The sequence below is a fragment of the Pseudomonas sp. 67(2021) genome (assembly GCF_017491835.1).
Lineage (GTDB): Bacteria > Pseudomonadota > Gammaproteobacteria > Pseudomonadales > Pseudomonadaceae > Aquipseudomonas > Aquipseudomonas atacamensis.
Genome location: NZ_JAFGYL010000005.1, coordinates 111,331 through 127,223 on the forward strand (window position 1 = coordinate 111,331; position 15,893 = coordinate 127,223).

A 15,893-nucleotide genomic window follows, 5' to 3' on the forward strand; every position below is an offset into this window, starting at 1 on the left:
AAAAACGGCGCCCCGTGAGCGCCGTTTTTTTATGCCTGTGGCTTGATCATGCCCACGCTCCGCGTGGGCATGCAGCCCGGGACGCTCCGCGTTCCACTCACGGTCGGTACAAATGCGCATGCCCGGCGCGATACAACGACGACTCGCTGAACACCTCGCTGCCCAGTACCCGCCCGACCAGAATCAGCGCCGTACGCCGAAACCCTTTGGCCTCGACCTTTGCTGCAATGTCCGCCAATGTCCCGACGACCCAATCCTGATCTGGCCATGTCGCCCGGTGAATCACCGCAATCGGGCAGTCCGCGCCGTAATGCGGCAGCAATTCAACCAAAATCTTTTCCAGATGATTGACCCCCAAATGAATGGCCATGGTCGCGCCATGCTGCGCCAGGCTGGCCAGCTCCTCGCCGACGGGCATCGCGGTCTTGTCGGCGTAACGGGTCAGAATCACGCTTTGCGAGATATCCGGCAGAGTGAGCTCGGCGCCCAGCAGCGCTGCGCATGCCGCCGTCGCGGTTACGCCCGGAATGATCTCGAAAGGAATGCCCAGCTCACGCAAGTAGCGGATCTGCTCACCAATCGCGCCGTACAGACCTGGATCCCCCGAATGCACGCGGGCAACATCCTGGCCTTTGGCATGGGCCGTCCTGATCAGGTCGATGATCTGTTCCAGATGCAGTTCAGCGCTGTTGACCACGGTTTCGGCCTGATGACCTTCCAGCACCGCTGCGGGTACCAGCGAGCCGGCATAAATGATCACCGGGCAGCTGCGAATCAGCCGTTGGCCTTTGACGGTGATGAGTTCCGGGTCGCCGGGGCCGGCGCCGATGAAGTAGACAGTCATCGTTGAATCCTTGTGAAGAGGCGCAGCCCCACTGCAGATGAAGCGTGCTCATGATCAATGGCGGGGATTATCGGGATTTTATGCAGCGCCGGCCAATGCCAGCGTGGCCTGCGCATATTTCTGGCGGTGGATCAGCAGTTTCGCCGGCGCCTGAATCAGTTGCTCGGCCAGCGCCAGCGCGGCGCTTTCCGCCACGCCGTAGCAGCCGGTGCGTTCAAAGGCGATCTGCGATTGATGGCTGAGGCGCTGTTGATAGGGCGCCAGCTCGGCACTGTTGAAATACTGCAGCGGCAGGTTCAATTGTGTGGCCAGTTCCAGCAACCCCGGTTCGTCGCGCTTGAGGTCGATACTCGCCAAAGCCTTGACCGCTCGCAGCTCGATGCGGTGCGCCTGCAACGCTTGATCGAGTAGTGCACGCAGCGTACTGGCCGGGCAGCCACGCTGGCAGCCGAGGCCGACCACGAAGGTCGGCACTGCGCGGTCATCGGTCATGCCTGATATGGGCCTGCGCTTTTGCGGCGGAACAACCATGCACTGATCAAGCCCAAGGCCAGCCAGAACGCGACGTTGGTCAGCTGCGAAGCGATTTTGAATTGGGTTTCCAGTGCCTCTGGGGCAAGCATCGAATGCACCTGCGGTTGCGGCGCGCCGATCACATGCGGCACGGCGAGAATCGCCACACCGAGAAGCTTCATCAGCCAGTGGCGGCTGAAGGCGATCAGTGCCAGGCCGACGGCGGTCGAAGCGGCAGTGCCGATCCACCAGATCTGCCGCGATGCCAGATCGGCAGCCGCAGTGCCCGGCAATTCAGGTGGCAGGCCCAAGGTCGGCGCGAGAACGAACGTCGCGTAACCGGCCAGACCCCAGAGCAGCCCTTGCGAGGTTTTGGTTGGCGCGCGCAAGGTGTACAGGCCGGCGAGCATCAGGGCGAAACCCACCGCCACCACCAGATTGCCGCCAGTGGTCGAGACCACGCGCTGCCAGCCGTCTTCCGGCTCCCAGGCTTCGCCATCATGGCTGTGGGCGGCGGTGCCGGCGGCGTGTTCGTGAACTTGCGCGACCGGTTCGGATTTCTCGAAGGATTCGGCCTGCAGAATCAGTGGCGATACCCAGAAACTCTGCAGCAGGGTCAGCAGCAGGGCGGCGAGCAAGCCGGTGAAGCCTGCGGTTTGCGCAATACGCTTGATCATCTCGGCAAGCCTCAGTGGCACGGGAACGCGGCGCTGTGGCGGGTATCGTGGGCGGCGTTGTGCACCGCTTCGATGTGCGAGAAACCGGCGAACCAGACCAGGCTGGCACCGAGGATCGAGGCGAAGAGGGCGGCGGCGACGCGTTGGCCGAGTGTGGTGCTGCTGGAAATGTGGTCAGTGTGGCTGACGGTATTGCTGATGATCGACATAGCGCTTCCCTCTGAAATGTCAGCGGGTAAACAGAGCGCATGAAAATCCCTGCGAGCCGGGCACGCAGGGATTTCGAACAGCGCCCGCCCACCGCGGGTTTGTTTGTGGTCAGCGACGCTTGCGCGTGCTGGGTGTTGCGGGCCGGTCTCCGGGCTTGCGAGGGGTTGGCACGAGGCCGACCTGCAAGCATCACCTTCCCATGCCGGGGCACAGTGGATCTGACGCTTCGCTCGCTTACCGTTGCGGGGGCAGCACCGGACTGACATGGCTTTGAGTAAAGCACATGATTCACCGGTTTCCCGTTTCACCCTGTGAAGGGCACCCGTAACAAGGTGGGCAGGAGAACATGGGTTTGGGTTTTTAGTCAATTTCCGGGGAGTTTTCGGTGCTGCGGTGGGGGTGTTTTTCTGATGTTTTTGTGTGTATATCCGTTGCTGCGGGTGTTGCTGATTACGGTTTCGCCCTTACGGCGAGGCACTTTTTCCAAGCGCCGAAAAAGTACCCAAAAAGGCTTGCTCCTACGTTCGGCCCTCGCAGGCTCGGGTTCCTTCGCTGCGGGACTGATCCGGGCGCAGCGGCTCCGGTTTGCTTCGCTGCACCTCCTTCCGCTGTGTACGACTGCGTCGTACGGTCGCTGCGCTCCCACCCCCGGATCAATCCCTCCACTCAGCCTTCCGACGTCGCCTGTGGATCAAGATCAAGAGCACTCGAGCTTGCGCTCATTGTTGAGTGGTGCGGCTTCGCCGCGGGCAGTTGCGCTGCTTTGCTTTTGCTTTTGTGGGAGCGAGCCTGCTCGCGAAGGCGGCCTGACAGCCGACCTGTTGTTGAAGTGGTACCCAATCCAACTGTAGGAGCCGCCGAAGGCTGCGATCTTTTGATCTGGCTTTTGCTTTTGATCTTTTGCCCCTTCGGCAGGCTTCGTTACGGGATCGATCCGGGGATGGGAGCGCAGCTACCGTACGACGCAGTCGTACATCTGGAAAAGGGAGTCGCTGGAGCGAAACCGCACGCCGCTGCAGCCGTAGCAACGGATATGCCCCGGTTCCGAGGCTCAACGCCCATTGACCCATCCCCACACCATGCGTAGCCTTGCGCTCTCGAGGTTCTTCGGCACTCGCCGAAGCTAAGAAGGGAACGCGGTCAAAGCCGCGGCTGCCCCCGCAACTGTGAACGGTGATGTTCGTTGCCACGCCACTGCCAGCTCAACCGATGAGCCAGCGGGAAGGCGCAATGAACGCCAGGTCTCGCGCCTGAACGCCGTCAGCCAGGAGACCTGCCTCGTCACAGATTCTCACTACAACCGGGCGGGGTGATCCGGTGGCGAATGCTTCCGGCGTGCATGCGCGCTGCCGGTTCTCGTCCCGTATGCCCGCCGCTTGCCAAAGGGCATACCGATGAAAACACTGGCCAAACTCCCCGTCACCATCGTCACCGGTTTCCTCGGTTCGGGCAAAACCACGCTGCTGCGGCACATGCTCGACAACGCTCAGGGCCGGCGCATCGCGGTGATCGTCAACGAGTTTGGCGAGCTCGGCATCGACGGTGAAATCCTCAAGCAATGCACCATCGGCTGCACCGAAGAAGAGGCCAGCGGCCGCGTATATGAGCTGGCCAACGGCTGCCTGTGCTGCACGGTGCAGGAAGAATTCTTTCCGGTGATGCGCGAGCTGGTCGCCCGTCGCGGTGACCTTGATCACATTCTTATCGAAACCTCCGGCCTGGCCCTGCCAAAGCCGTTGGTGCAGGCCTTCCAGTGGCCGGAAATCCGTAGCGCCTGCACCGTTGACGCGGTGATCACCGTGGTCGACAGCCCGGCCGTCGCTGCTGGCACCTTCGCAGCGTTCCCGGATCAGGTCGATGCCCAGCGCAAACTCGATCCGAACCTTGATCACGAGTCGCCGCTGCATGAACTGTTCGCCGATCAACTGGCCAGCGCTGACCTGGTGATCCTCAACAAAGCCGACCAGACCAGCGCGGAAGATCTGGCTCGGGTGCGTGCTGAAGTCGCCGAAGAGCTGCCGCCAGCGGTAAAAATCATCGAAGCCAGCAACGGCCGCCTGCCGCTCGACGTGTTGATCGGCCTCGGTGCCGGCTCCGAGGAGCACATCGACAGCCGCCACAGTCACCACGATCACCACCATGACGGTGATGACGACGACCACGATCACGACGCCTTCGATTCGATCTCCATCGAATTGCCGCAAGCCGATGAAAGCCTGCTGCTCGACGCGCTGACGCAACTCGTGGTGCAACACGGCATTCTGCGCGTGAAAGGCTTCGCGGCGATTCCGAACAAGCCGATGCGCCTGTTGATCCAGGGTGTGGGCACGCGTTTCGACAAGCATTTCGACCGTCAGTGGGGCGCCGAAGAAGCGCGCGTCACGCGTCTGGTGCTGATCGGTCAGGAACTCGATGCCGCACAACTCGAAGCGCAATTGCGCGCTGCGCTCAGCGTTTAAGCCATGCACCTGCTCAGGACCCAGCCCGGCGGATTCGTCTCGGACGACAACATTGCCGATCTCGGACAAACCCCCGCCGAGCTGGTGATCCTGTGCAGCGGCGATTCCAGCCTGGCGCTGCTCGCCGAGGCCGCGCAGCAATTGCCCGATGACTACCCGAGCCTGCGTCTGGCCAACCCGATGCAGGTGCAGAATCATGCCTCGGTCGATCTATATGTCGACGAAGTGCTGCGCCACGCCAAGGTCATTCTGATCTCACTGCACGGCGGCATCGCCTATTGGCGCTACGGTGTCGAGCGGCTGGTCGAGTTGTCCGAACGCGGCGTGCAACTGATTCTGGTGCCCGGCGATGACCGCCCGGACCCCGAGCTCAGTGACTTGAGCACGGTCAGCGCCGAAGTACGCGATCGACTCTGGCAATTTCTGCGTCAGGGCGGCATGGGCAATGCACTGGATTTCTTCCGTTGCCTGGGCAACCAATGGTTCGCCCGCGATTACCCGTGGAACGAGCCGCAAACCCTGCCGCGCACGGCAATTTATCACCCACAGAAAAACAGCGCTGCCCTGAGCGACTGGCAAGCCGAATGGCTGCCCGGTCAACCGGTGGCGGCGCTGTTGTTTTATCGCTCGCATTTGCAGGCGGCGAACACCGCGTTCATCGATGTGTTCTGTCAGCGTTTGCAGGCAGCCGGGCTCAATCCGCTGCCGATCGCGGTGGCCAGTCTGAAAGAACCCGGTTGCTTGTCGGTGGTCGAGGACTGGCTCGATGAAGTCGAGGCGGGGGTGATTCTCAACACCACCGGTTTTGCCCAATCGAGCCCCGAAGCACCGCATCTGCGCCCGTTTCGCCGCAACATTCCGGTGATTCAAGCGATCTGCGCCCAGGACAACGAGCCCGGCTGGCGCGACAGCGAGCAGGGCCTCGGACCGCGCGATTTGGCGATGCACATTGCTTTGCCGGAACTCGATGGACGCATCATCAGCCGACCGATCAGCTTCAAGGATCTGGCTTGGCGCAGCGAGCGCAGTCAGTCCGATGTGGTCTGCTACCGCGCCCAGCCCGAACGCATGGATTTCGTCGCCGAACTGGCGCGGCGTTGGGTTGCTTTGGCACGCGTGCCGAACGGCGAAAAACGCATCGCGTTGATCCTCGCCAACTACCCGACCCGCGACGGCCGCATCGGCAATGGCGTCGGCCTCGATACGCCGGCGGCGGCGCTGAACATCCTGCGCGCATTGCGAGCGGAGGGTTATCCGGTCATCGCTGAATTGCCCGATAGCGGCACCGAGCTGATCCAGCAATTGCTCGGCGGTGTCAGCAACGACCTCGACAGTCTCGACCTGCGCCCGTGCCAGCAAAGCCTGGCGATGGACGATTACCTGGCAATGTTCAATGCGTTGCCGAAAGCGAATCGTGTCGCGGTGCAAGAGCGTTGGGGGGCGCCGCAAAACGATCCGATGTGCCGCGACGGTCGCCTGATGATCGCCGGTCTGCGTTTCGGTCTGACTTTTGTCGGCATCCAGCCGGCCCGGGGTTATCAGGTCGATCCGAGCGCGGTGTATCACGACCCGGATCTGGTTCCGCCGCACGGTTATCTGGCGTTCTATTTCTGGTTGCGCAACACCTACGGGGCCCACGGCGTGATCCACGTCGGCAAGCATGGCAATCTCGAATGGTTGCCGGGCAAAGGCGTCGGCCTTTCGGAGAATTGCTGGCCGGACGCGCTGCTCGGGCCGCTGCCGAATATTTATCCGTTTATCGTCAACGATCCGGGCGAGGGCGCTCAGGCCAAACGCCGCACGCAAGCGGTGATCATCGACCACCTGATGCCGCCACTGACCCGCGCCGAAACCTACGGGCCGCTGCGCAATCTGGAGCTGCTGGCCGACGAGTATTACGAGGCGCAACTGCTTGATCCGCGCCGTGCCCGCGAGTTGCAACGCGACATTCTGCAACTGGTGCGGGACACGCAGATCGACAGGGAACTGCAACTGGACGCAGCGCTGGACAGCGATGCCGATGCGGCGATCTGGTTGCCGCGTCTGGACACTTATCTGTGCGACCTGAAGGAATCGCAGATTCGCGATGGGTTGCACATCTTTGGCGAATCGCCGAGCGGGCGCTTGCGTATCGACACCTTGCTCGCGTTGCTGCGCATCCCGCGCGGTGACGGCAAGGCCGCGCAGTCGAGTCTGCTGCGAGCACTGGCTAAAGCGTTTGATCTTGGTTTTGATCCGCTGGATTGCGCGTTGGCCGATGCCTGGAGTGGCCCGCGTCCGACCGAGTTGCAGACTATCAGCGAAGAAGTCTGGCGCACCGCCGGCGACACCCGCGAACGCCTCGAATTGTTTGCCGCAGACCTGATCTCCCAAACACTGAATGTCCCCTGTGGTAGCGAGCCTGCTCGCGAAAGCGGTGTGTCAGTAAAAGACCAGTTGTCTGACCCGACGCCTTCGCGAACAGGCTCGCTCCCACAAGGGCCGGGGTGGGCGGAGGTTGATTCGATACTCGAGCATCTGCGCGAAGTCGTCGCCCCACGCCTCGATGCTTGCGGCCCGGCCGAAATGCGCGGTCTGCTTGACGCCCTCAGCGGTCGTTTCGTCCCCGCCGGCCCCAGCGGCGCGCCCAGCCGTGGCCGTCTCGACGTCCTGCCCACCGGGCGTAATTTCTATTCAGTCGACGTGCGCAATCTGCCAACAACTACTGCGTGGCGCATCGGTTTCCAGTCCGCCACGCTGATTCTCGAACGACACTTGCAGGATCACGGCGATCACTTGCGCCAACTCGGCTTGTCCGTGTGGGGCACCGCAACCATGCGCACCGGCGGCGACGACATCGCTCAGGCCATGGCGTTGATGGGCGTGCGTCCGGTCTGGGCCACGGGCAGTCAGCGTGTGGATGATTTCGAGATTCTGCCGCTGAGTCTGCTCGATCGTCCTCGGGTCGATGTGACATTGCGGGTTTCGGGGTTTTTCCGTGATGCGTTTGCCAACCTCATCCGCCTGTTCGACGCCGCCGTGCAAGCGGTGGCCGCGCTGGACGAGCCGGACGACCTGAATCCGCTGGCCGCTAAAGTGCGTGCCGAACGCGAGGCGCTGTTGCAGTCGGGCGTCGATGAAGATACCGCGCGGCGTCAGGCCGGGTGGCGCATCTTCGGCGCGAAACCGGGGGCGTATGGCGCCGGGGTGCAAGGCGCCATCGACGGGCGTTTGTGGCAGACCCGCGAAGACCTCGCCGAGGTCTACCTGACCTGGGGCGCCTACGCTTACGGCGGCGCCGACGAGGGCACGGCTGCCCGCGAGCAGTTCAGCCAGCGTCTGAGCCAGGTACAGGCAGTTCTGCAGAACCAGGACAACCGCGAGCATGACTTGCTCGATTCCAACGATTACTACCAGTTCCAGGGCGGCATGCTCGCGGCGGTGGAGACGCTGCGCGGCGAAGCGGCGGCCAGTTATCACGGCGATCACAGCCAGCCGGATCTGCCGAAGATTCGTACCCTGAAGGAAGAGTTGAACCGCGTGGTGCGCTCGCGCGCGGCGAATCCGAAGTGGATCGACGGAATCAAGCGTCACGGCTACAAAGGCGCGTTCGAACTGGCGGCGACGGTTGATAATCTGTTCGCCTTCGATGCGACTACGCAGTTGATCGATGACCATCAGTACGCGCTGCTGGCGGAGGCATATTTGCTTGATCCGGCGACCCGGGATTTTGTTCGTGAACATAATCCGCACGCGTTGCGCGACATGACCGAACGCATGCTCGAAGCGCAGCAGCGCGGGATGTGGCAGGAGCCTGGGGCTTATAAAGAGGCGCTGGAGAATCTCCTCTTGGACATAGAAGAAGACACCTGACACAACGCGATCCTGTAGGAGCGAGCCTGCTCGCGAAAGCGATGTTTCAGGCAACATTTTCGTTTGCTGCCCCACCGCGATCGCGAGCAGGCTCACTCCTACAGTTGAAGCAATTCACCGACCATGACCGAGTAATCAATATGACCGACACCCCGCATTTCCCACTCTCCGCCGTGGTCGGCGCCGATGACCTGAAACTCGCCCTGTGCCTGACCGCCATCGACCCGAAAATCGGCGGCGTACTTATCGAAGGTCCGCGCGGCATGGCCAAGTCGACGCTGGCGAGGGGCCTGGCGGACCTGCTCGCCAGCGGCCAGTTTGTCACTTTGCCGTTGGGCGCCACTGAAGAGCGGCTGGTCGGCACCCTCGACCTCGACGCTGCCCTCAGCGACGGTCGCGCGCAGTTTTCGCCCGGTGTTCTGGCCAAGGCTGACGGTGGCGTGCTCTATGTCGATGAGGTGAATCTGCTGCCCGATCACTTGGTCGATCTGCTGCTGGATGTCGCCGCCAGCGGTACCAACCTGATCGAGCGCGACGGCATTTCCCATCGGCATTCGGCCAAATTCGTTCTGATCGGCACCATGAACCCGGAAGAGGGCGAGCTGCGGCCGCAACTGCTTGACCGCTTCGGCTTGAACGTTGCCCTCAGCGGCCACACCGCGCCCGCCGAACGCGGACAGATCATTCGCCGGCGGCTGGATTTCGACAGCGATCCACAAGGGTTCTGCGCGCAGTGGGCGAGCGAGCAACACATCCTGCGTTCGCGCTGTGAAAGCGCGCGCGAGCGCCTGGTAGCCATCCCGCTGGATGACGCGGCATTGGCGTTGATTACCGAGCGTTGTTTCGCTGCTGGCGTCGATGGCTTGCGTGCCGATCTGGTCTGGTTGCGCGCGGCCCGCGCCCATGCCGCGTGGCGTGGGGCGGATGCGATTGCTGAAGAGGACATCGATGCGGTGGCCGAATTTGCCCTGCGCCATCGCCGTCGCGAGCAGCCCTTGGCTGGCGCAGAGCCACAAGCGCAATCTCCGTCAGGCGCAGACAGCAAATCCGGTGAAGGGCAGGGCCAGTGGGGCGAGATGCCGGCAACGGCGCAAGCCACCGGTGCCCGCCGCGACGTTCCGAGCTGGCCGCCACTGGCAAAAAAGCCCTAGGCATTCGCCCCCGGTCGGACGCGGGGGCGAATGCCAGACCCCGTGCCGGACAACTCGACAATGGCCGCCAGGGCCAGCGGCATGCGGCCGGCAGCGGATCGGTGAACTGGCCGGGCACGCTGCTCAATGGCCGCCCCCAGCGCCGCGCCGATCTGCTGTTTCAACAGCGCACCCGCTCGCCCCATGAAATCTGGCTGGTGATCGTCGATGCGTCGGCCTCGACCCGTCGCCATCAGGCTTTGAGCGATGCCAAGGGCCTGCTCGCGCAGCTGTTCGACGATGCTTATCGCCAGCGGGCGCGGCTGGCGTTGCTGACCGCCAGTGGTTCTGCGCCGAAATGGCAGGTGCAAGGCTTGATGGCCTCAAGCGGCCTGAGCGTCTGGCTCGACGGTTTGGGCGCCGGTGGCGGCACGCCGTTGCTCGCGGCACTGGAGCAGGCGCAGCAATGGCTGACGCTGCGACGCAAGCGCTTTTCTGCCGAACAGCAACGCTGCCTGATCGTGACCGATGGTCGCGTGAAAGAACTGTCGGCGTTGCCAGTGCTGGCGTGTCCGGGATTGCTGATCGACATTGAGCGCGGGCCGATTCGACTGGGCCGGGCGAAGGATCTGGCGACCGCGCTGCAAGCGCAGTATCAGCATATCGATGAGCTGGGTTTGCGCTGAAATCCGCCGCACCGCTCGCACCCTGTGGGAGCGAGCCTGCTCGCGAAGGCGTCTTCAGCAACGCTGAAAATCTTCGGTTACATTGATTCGTACAGATTTTGAAATGATTTGCCGCTGTAGAACAGGCCGGTCGACGCTGTACCCTCGAAGGCCATTTTTCATTCAGGATCTACATGAACACCCTCTCGGAGCCTCCCAGTCAGCATTCTCCAGCGCAATATTGCGCGGTCTTGATCCATTCGCAGCATCCCGTCTTCCGACTCCCGACTATGGTTGATAACGCGGCCCTTGAGCCTTTGCGTTGCACTTTGCCGTGTCCGGCCGCCTGAATTCACTGAAGAGAGATCGAGACGTTTTATGGAATGGTTAGCGGATCCCACAGCCTGGTTAGGCCTGTTGACTCTGATCGTGCTGGAACTGGTGCTGGGTATCGACAACCTGGTGTTCATCGCAATTCTTGCCGACAAACTGCCGCCGCGTCAGCGCGATCGCGCGCGGATCATCGGCCTGTCGCTGGCGTTGATCATGCGCCTGGGCCTGTTGGCGAGCATTTCCTGGCTGGTTACGCTCACGCAGCCGTTGTTCGAGGTGTTCGACAAGAGCTTCTCCGGTCGTGATCTGATCATGCTGTTCGGTGGCGTGTTCCTGTTGTTCAAGGCGACGATGGAGTTGCATGAGCGGCTCGAAGGCCATGTCGGCGAGCGCTCGACCAACACAACCTACGCGCTGTTCTGGCCAATCGTGGCGCAGATTGTGGTGCTCGACGCGGTGTTCTCCCTCGACGCGGTGATTACCGCTGTGGGCATGGTCGATGAACTGGCGGTGATGATGATCGCCGTGATTATTTCCATCGGCCTGATGATCGTTGCCAGCAAGCCGCTGACCCGCTTCGTCAACGCACATCCGACCGTGATCATGCTGTGTCTGGGCTTCCTGATGATGATCGGTTTTGCCCTGACCGCCGAAGGTCTGGGCTTCCATATCCCGAAAGGTTACCTGTACGCCGCCATCGGTTTCTCGATCCTCATCGAAGTCTTCAACCAGATCGCCCGGGCTCGGCGCAAACGTTCGATGCAGGGCGTGCGCCCGATGCGCGAGCGCACAGCCCATGCGGTGATGCGTCTGCTCGGTGGCCGCAAGCTGGCGGCGGAGGAGGTTGGTGAGGAAATCTCCGACCTTCTGGACAACGGTGAAGCGCCGGTGGCCGAGCTGTTCGACCGTCGTGAGCGGGTGATGATCAGCGGTGTGCTGCAACTGGCGGAGCGGCCGATTCGCAACCTGATGACGGTGCGCGCCGACGTTGACCTGATTGATCTTGCCGATGACGCCGAAGCCATTCGCACGAAGCTGATGCATTCGTCGTATTCACGCTTGCCGCTGATTCGCGATGGCGCGGTGGACGAGCCGCTTGGCTTCGTACACAAGAAGGAATTGCTCAAGGAGTATCTGGCCGGCAATGAGCCGAACCTGGAGCATCTGGCACGCAAGACCGTCAATCTGCTCGACAGTTACTCGATCCTCAATGCCCTGGAGCAGATGCGCGCGGCATCGACGCACATCGCTTTCGTGGTCAATGAGTTTGGCGATTTCGTCGGCGTATTGACCATGACCGACATCCTCGAATCGATCGCCGGTGAGTTGCCCGATGCCAGTGAAATCGAAGGCCCTGATGTGGTCGAAGAGCGCGGCGGGTTTCTGGTCAGCGGCGCGCTGCCCTTGGCTCGCGTTCGCCAGCGTACCGGCTTCGATGCCGAGCCGACCGAGGATTATCAGACCATGGCCGGGTTGGTCATGAGTCTGCTGGATCGGTTGCCGATGACCGGTGATCGGCTGGAATACGAGGGCTGGCAACTGACCGTCAAAGCGGTCGAAGAGCGGCGGGTGACGCGCGTGTTGCTGGAGCGTGAGGTGGCTTGAGCATTCGCGGAATGGCGCAGCGGTCGCTGCGCTTGTTACTGATGAAACGTAAAGCGGTTCTTGCCCGTATGCTTTGATTCGTACAACGCCGCATCCGCCTTGATCAGCGCCTGATTCAACGAGTCACCCTCAGCCACCCGGGTAATGCCGATGCTGATGGTGACCGGGTGCTGGGTGGGCTGTTCACGCACTGATTGGCACAGTTGCGTGGCAAGGCTTTCAACATCCTCGCGCCGCACTCCCGCCAGATAGATCGCGAACTCCTCACCGCCCATACGCGCGTAGTCAAACGCAATCATCACTGCCTTGATATCGGCTGCGACGCGAATGAGCACCTCATCACCGATGTCATGCCCGTAGGTGTCGTTGACCTTCTTGAAGTTGTCGATGTCGATCATCATCAGGTAATGATCGCGCTCGCGCGGGCTTGCCAGCAGCCGTTGCCCTGCGTGGGTCATGAACGAGCGTCGGTTGGGAATCTGCGTCAGCGGGTCGTTGTAGGCCTGATCCAGCAGCAACCGCGACATCAGGTAGTTGTTCAGCTTCGCCTCGCGGAATTTCAAAAAGGTGTACACCGTGAGCGCGCAGAGGAACACGCTGTAGCAGGCAGTCAGGACGCCGCGCAGTTCAGTGATTTCGGTAGTGGTGGCAAGAAACGGGTTGAGGATCACCCAGATCACAACTTGTACCGCAAAGAACGCCCAGCGCCGCAGCGGCAGTACCGACACGCTGTACAACATGCTCGCTGCTGCCAGCACCAGCCACAAGCTGTGCGAAGCAGGCGCGAGGCCGTCGACGATCATTCGCACACCGACGGTCAATCCCAGGACCAGCAACAGGGTGAGCACATCGAAATGGCTAGCCCTGCGCGTAAAACCGAGCACCACCGTCAACAGCGCGAAACCAGCGAGAAACGCCATCGAGCGCCACGTGAAACCCTGGCCGCCGAGAAAACTGACGATCAGATCAAACAGCAGCCACATGAAAATGCTGACCACATAGATCAACAGGCTGAACGGTTTGAGCCGTTCGAACTCGCGCTGGAGAAACTCGTCCCTCAACTCGTTTGACGCGGTTTCCTTCAACGCTTGCGCTTCAATGGTTTCGAACATGCTTATCCCGCTGTCTGCGCCGATCCTGGCAACCACCCGAACCGGCGGGCGGCGCGCAATGTGTTCGCTCAACAGCAAAGCAGGCAGACAGCGGGTTGTCCAATCCCGGTCGGGTTCAGCGCAGAAGCCGGTGGCGCGAACCAGTGACGGTGCGCAATGACTTGAGTGTTCGCCTCAGCCATGCCAGATCATGGTGAGGTTTGCGTGGGGTTGCGGGAGCCTTTGTCCTGCCGACATGCCGGGCCATATCCCTCGCCAGGGTTTCCTCGGTGCCGATACCTTTGAGCTTTTTCAGCAGCCTGCCGTTTTTATAGAACAGCACTGTTGGCGTGCCCGTGACGTTCGGGTGCTTGGGCGATTGGCTGGTGTTGAGCATATAGATGTTGGCGCGCAGTCGGTAAGGCTCGGCAATCTGCCGAAAGACCGGCCCGGCCCATTCGCAGGCGGGGCAGTGTTCATTGGCGAAATAGAGAATGACCGGACGCCAGGTTTTCAGGGCTTTGCGGTAAACCGGGTCCAGCGCGGAAGTTGTGTTTGTGGCGTTCATCGAAGGGTCCTTTTCAACGAGCGGGTAGGCTCCTTGACGTTAAAGGAGCAGGGGCGTCGCGGTCTACTGTCAGAAATTACAGGTGGGGTACGTAACCACGAGATTAATCCCACAAGAACGCCAGATAGACCTGACAACCAATGCGGGAACCTCACAAGAAACCGCGTGGTAACCTCAATGTATTGCGCCGAGCATCACTTGGAGTGCTATTTTGAGCACTAATCAGAGCACTTCAAGAGGCACAGTTCATGACGCACATTGTTCTTTCTCACGTCGTAGCGAGTATTTCCGAATTGAAAAAAAATCCTATGGGTACAGTGGCAGCTGGTGGAGGCCGGTCTGTGGCGATCCTTAATCGAAACGAACCGGCCTTCTACTGTGTTCCTGCCAAGGAATATGAAGCAATGATGGAGCGCCTGGAGGATCTGGAACTGATCGCCCTTTGCAAGGAGCGAGAAAACGATCCGACCATCAAGGTATCCATTGATGACCTATGAACTGGAATTTTCTGAAAAGGCTTGGAAGGAGTGGCGAAAGCTTGGGTCGGAGCTCAGAGAGCAGTTCAAAAATAAACTTGTTGAAAGGCTGGCAAATCCCCACGTTCCGGCGGCTCGTCTGAAAGGATTGTGTAACGCCTATAAAATCAAGCTTCGAAGCGCTGGATATCGGTTGGTCTATCGGGTCAGGGACGAGGTACTGGTCGTTACGGTGATAGCGGTTGGGAAACGGCAGGGTGGTGATGTGTACAGGCAGGCACTCAACCGCTGACACAGGTATTGCTCAACTGTAACCCTGATTCGCACCATCACGACGCCATCTGACCCAAGTTGGGAACGAACCACCCCTTTCATTAGTGATCGCAGGGACCTTTCTGCGTATTGGGTCGGACCGATCAATTGGTCCGCAAGTCCATATCTCCTTGATTACCAAAGCATTCAATACGACTACAGATTTCTCCTGATTCCTGTGGCACACTTTCTGCTGTCTATTCCGTAGTAACAAACCGTGTTCCGGTATAGCGGAATAAACACAATTCTGGAGTGCTTGCCATGCATCGCCGTCCTTCGTTGTTCAAAGCGTGTGTTTTTGTTCTTGCAGCTTCTTCCTCGGTCATGGGCCTGGCCCAGGCTGCCGACAGCAAGCTCGACAGTGTTCTTGCCCGTGGCAAGTTGATCGTGGGCACTGGCAGCACCAATGCGCCGTGGCACTTTCAGGGCGCGGACGGCAAGTTGCAGGGTTTTGATATCGACATCGCCAGGATCGTGGCCAAAGGGCTGTTCAACGACCCGAGCAAGGTCGAGTTCGTGGTGCAGTCGTCCGATGCGCGGATTCCCAATCTGCTCACCGACAAGGTCGACATGAGCTGCCAGTTCATCACCGTCACCGCCAGCCGCGCGCAGCAAGTCGCGTTCACCCTGCCGTACTACCGCGAAGGCGTCGGCCTGCTGTTGCCGAACAACAGCAAGTACAAGGAAATCGAAGACCTGCAGGCGGCGGGCGATGACGTCACCGTTGCGGTGCTGCAGAACGTCTACGCCGAAGAACTGGTGCATCAGGCATTACCCAAAGCCAAGGTCGATCAGTACGACAGCGTTGACCTGATGTACCAGGCGGTGAACTCCGGCCGCGCCGATGCCGCCGCCACCGATCAGTCGTCGGTCAAATACCTGATGGTGCAGAACCCTGGCCGCTACCGCAGCCCGAGCTACGCCTGGAGCCCGCAGACTTACGCTTGCGCCGTCAAACGTGGCGATCAGGACTGGCTGAACTTCGTCAACACCGCGCTGCATGAAGCCATGACCGGGGTTGAGTTCCCGACCTATGCCGCTTCGTTCAAACAATGGTTCGGTGTTGATCTGCCATCTCCAGCCATCGGTTTCCCAGTCGAATTCAAATGATCCCGTGAGAGTGGGGCGATACCGTCGCCCCGCTCAAGGTACCGCTGA

14 protein-coding genes and 2 riboswitches are annotated in these 15,893 nt (G+C 60.9%); of the genes, 8 read left to right on the plus strand and 6 right to left on the minus strand.

The window, feature by feature from the left end:
* Nucleotides 1-97: 97 nt before the first annotated feature.
* The 4 genes from cobM to J5M66_RS08985 all read right to left on the minus strand — a co-directional run bounded on the left by cobM (nt 98) and on the right by J5M66_RS08985 (nt 2,243).
* Nucleotides 98-844 carry a precorrin-4 C(11)-methyltransferase gene (gene cobM / locus J5M66_RS08970; protein ID WP_207807886.1) on the minus strand — a complete coding sequence of 249 codons (747 nt, stop codon included), beginning with the start codon at nt 842-844 and terminating at the stop codon, nt 98-100.
* 78 nt (nt 845-922) lie between these two features.
* Nucleotides 923-1,336 (minus strand): cobalamin biosynthesis protein, encoded by a 414-nt coding sequence (locus J5M66_RS08975; protein WP_207807885.1) that lies wholly within the window; start codon nt 1,334-1,336, stop codon nt 923-925.
* The gene (locus tag J5M66_RS08980; protein ID WP_122751413.1) at nt 1,333-2,034 is read right to left on the minus strand and encodes a CbtA family protein; all 702 of its coding nucleotides are present in this window, start codon (nt 2,032-2,034) and stop codon (nt 1,333-1,335) included. Before J5M66_RS08980 ends, J5M66_RS08975 begins: the two co-directional genes overlap by 4 nt.
* A gap of 11 nt (nt 2,035-2,045) precedes the next feature.
* Nucleotides 2,046-2,243 carry a CbtB domain-containing protein gene (locus J5M66_RS08985; RefSeq protein WP_016774486.1) on the minus strand — a complete coding sequence of 66 codons (198 nt, stop codon included), beginning with the start codon at nt 2,241-2,243 and terminating at the stop codon, nt 2,046-2,048.
* A gap of 122 nt (nt 2,244-2,365) precedes the next feature.
* A riboswitch (cobalamin riboswitch) is annotated at nt 2,366-2,585 on the minus strand.
* 742 nt (nt 2,586-3,327) lie between these two features.
* Nucleotides 3,328-3,540: riboswitch (cobalamin riboswitch) on the plus strand.
* 98 nt (nt 3,541-3,638) lie between these two features.
* Between J5M66_RS08985 and cobW the strand changes: the two genes are divergently transcribed.
* The 5 genes from cobW (at nt 3,639) to J5M66_RS09010 (ending at nt 12,288) form a co-directional block, all read left to right on the plus strand.
* A complete protein-coding gene (gene cobW / locus J5M66_RS08990; RefSeq protein WP_024012737.1) occupies nt 3,639-4,703 on the plus strand; it encodes a cobalamin biosynthesis protein CobW in 1,065 nt (354 codons plus the stop codon).
* Between the two features lie 3 nt (nt 4,704-4,706).
* A complete protein-coding gene (gene cobN / locus J5M66_RS08995) occupies nt 4,707-8,555 on the plus strand; it encodes a cobaltochelatase subunit CobN (RefSeq protein WP_207807884.1) in 3,849 nt (1,282 codons plus the stop codon).
* Between the two features lie 140 nt (nt 8,556-8,695).
* Nucleotides 8,696-9,706, plus strand: a complete 1,011-nt coding sequence (locus J5M66_RS09000; RefSeq protein WP_110599352.1) for an AAA family ATPase — start codon at nt 8,696-8,698, stop codon at nt 9,704-9,706.
* Nucleotides 9,679-10,371, plus strand: a complete 693-nt coding sequence (locus tag J5M66_RS09005; protein ID WP_110599575.1) for a VWA domain-containing protein — start codon at nt 9,679-9,681, stop codon at nt 10,369-10,371. The genes J5M66_RS09000 and J5M66_RS09005 overlap by 28 nt, the downstream gene beginning before the upstream one ends.
* Nucleotides 10,372-10,728: 357 nt before the next feature.
* Entirely contained in the window at nt 10,729-12,288 is a 1,560-nt protein-coding gene (locus tag J5M66_RS09010; RefSeq protein WP_207807883.1) for a TerC family protein, read from the plus strand.
* A 35-nt stretch (nt 12,289-12,323) separates the two neighbouring features.
* Here the strand turns inward: J5M66_RS09010 and J5M66_RS09015 are convergent, their stop codons facing one another.
* Nucleotides 12,324-13,400, minus strand: a complete 1,077-nt coding sequence (locus J5M66_RS09015) for a GGDEF domain-containing protein (protein WP_207807882.1) — start codon at nt 13,398-13,400, stop codon at nt 12,324-12,326.
* A gap of 115 nt (nt 13,401-13,515) precedes the next feature.
* Nucleotides 13,516-13,947, minus strand: coding sequence for a thioredoxin family protein (locus tag J5M66_RS09020; protein ID WP_071172255.1), 432 nt, complete (start codon nt 13,945-13,947; stop codon nt 13,516-13,518).
* A 248-nt stretch (nt 13,948-14,195) separates the two neighbouring features.
* Here J5M66_RS09020 and J5M66_RS09025 point away from each other — a divergent pair, with 248 nt between their 5' ends.
* The 3 genes from J5M66_RS09025 to J5M66_RS09035 all read left to right on the plus strand — a co-directional run bounded on the left by J5M66_RS09025 (nt 14,196) and on the right by J5M66_RS09035 (nt 15,845).
* Complete coding sequence (locus tag J5M66_RS09025) at nt 14,196-14,444, plus strand: type II toxin-antitoxin system Phd/YefM family antitoxin (RefSeq protein ID WP_039758605.1); 249 nt, start codon at nt 14,196-14,198, stop codon at nt 14,442-14,444.
* Nucleotides 14,434-14,715, plus strand: coding sequence for a type II toxin-antitoxin system RelE/ParE family toxin (locus J5M66_RS09030; protein WP_197890164.1), 282 nt, complete (start codon nt 14,434-14,436; stop codon nt 14,713-14,715). Before J5M66_RS09025 ends, J5M66_RS09030 begins: the two co-directional genes overlap by 11 nt.
* Nucleotides 14,716-14,996: 281 nt before the next feature.
* A complete protein-coding gene (locus J5M66_RS09035; protein WP_016774493.1) occupies nt 14,997-15,845 on the plus strand; it encodes a transporter substrate-binding domain-containing protein in 849 nt (282 codons plus the stop codon).
* Nucleotides 15,846-15,893: the final 48 nt, after the last annotated feature.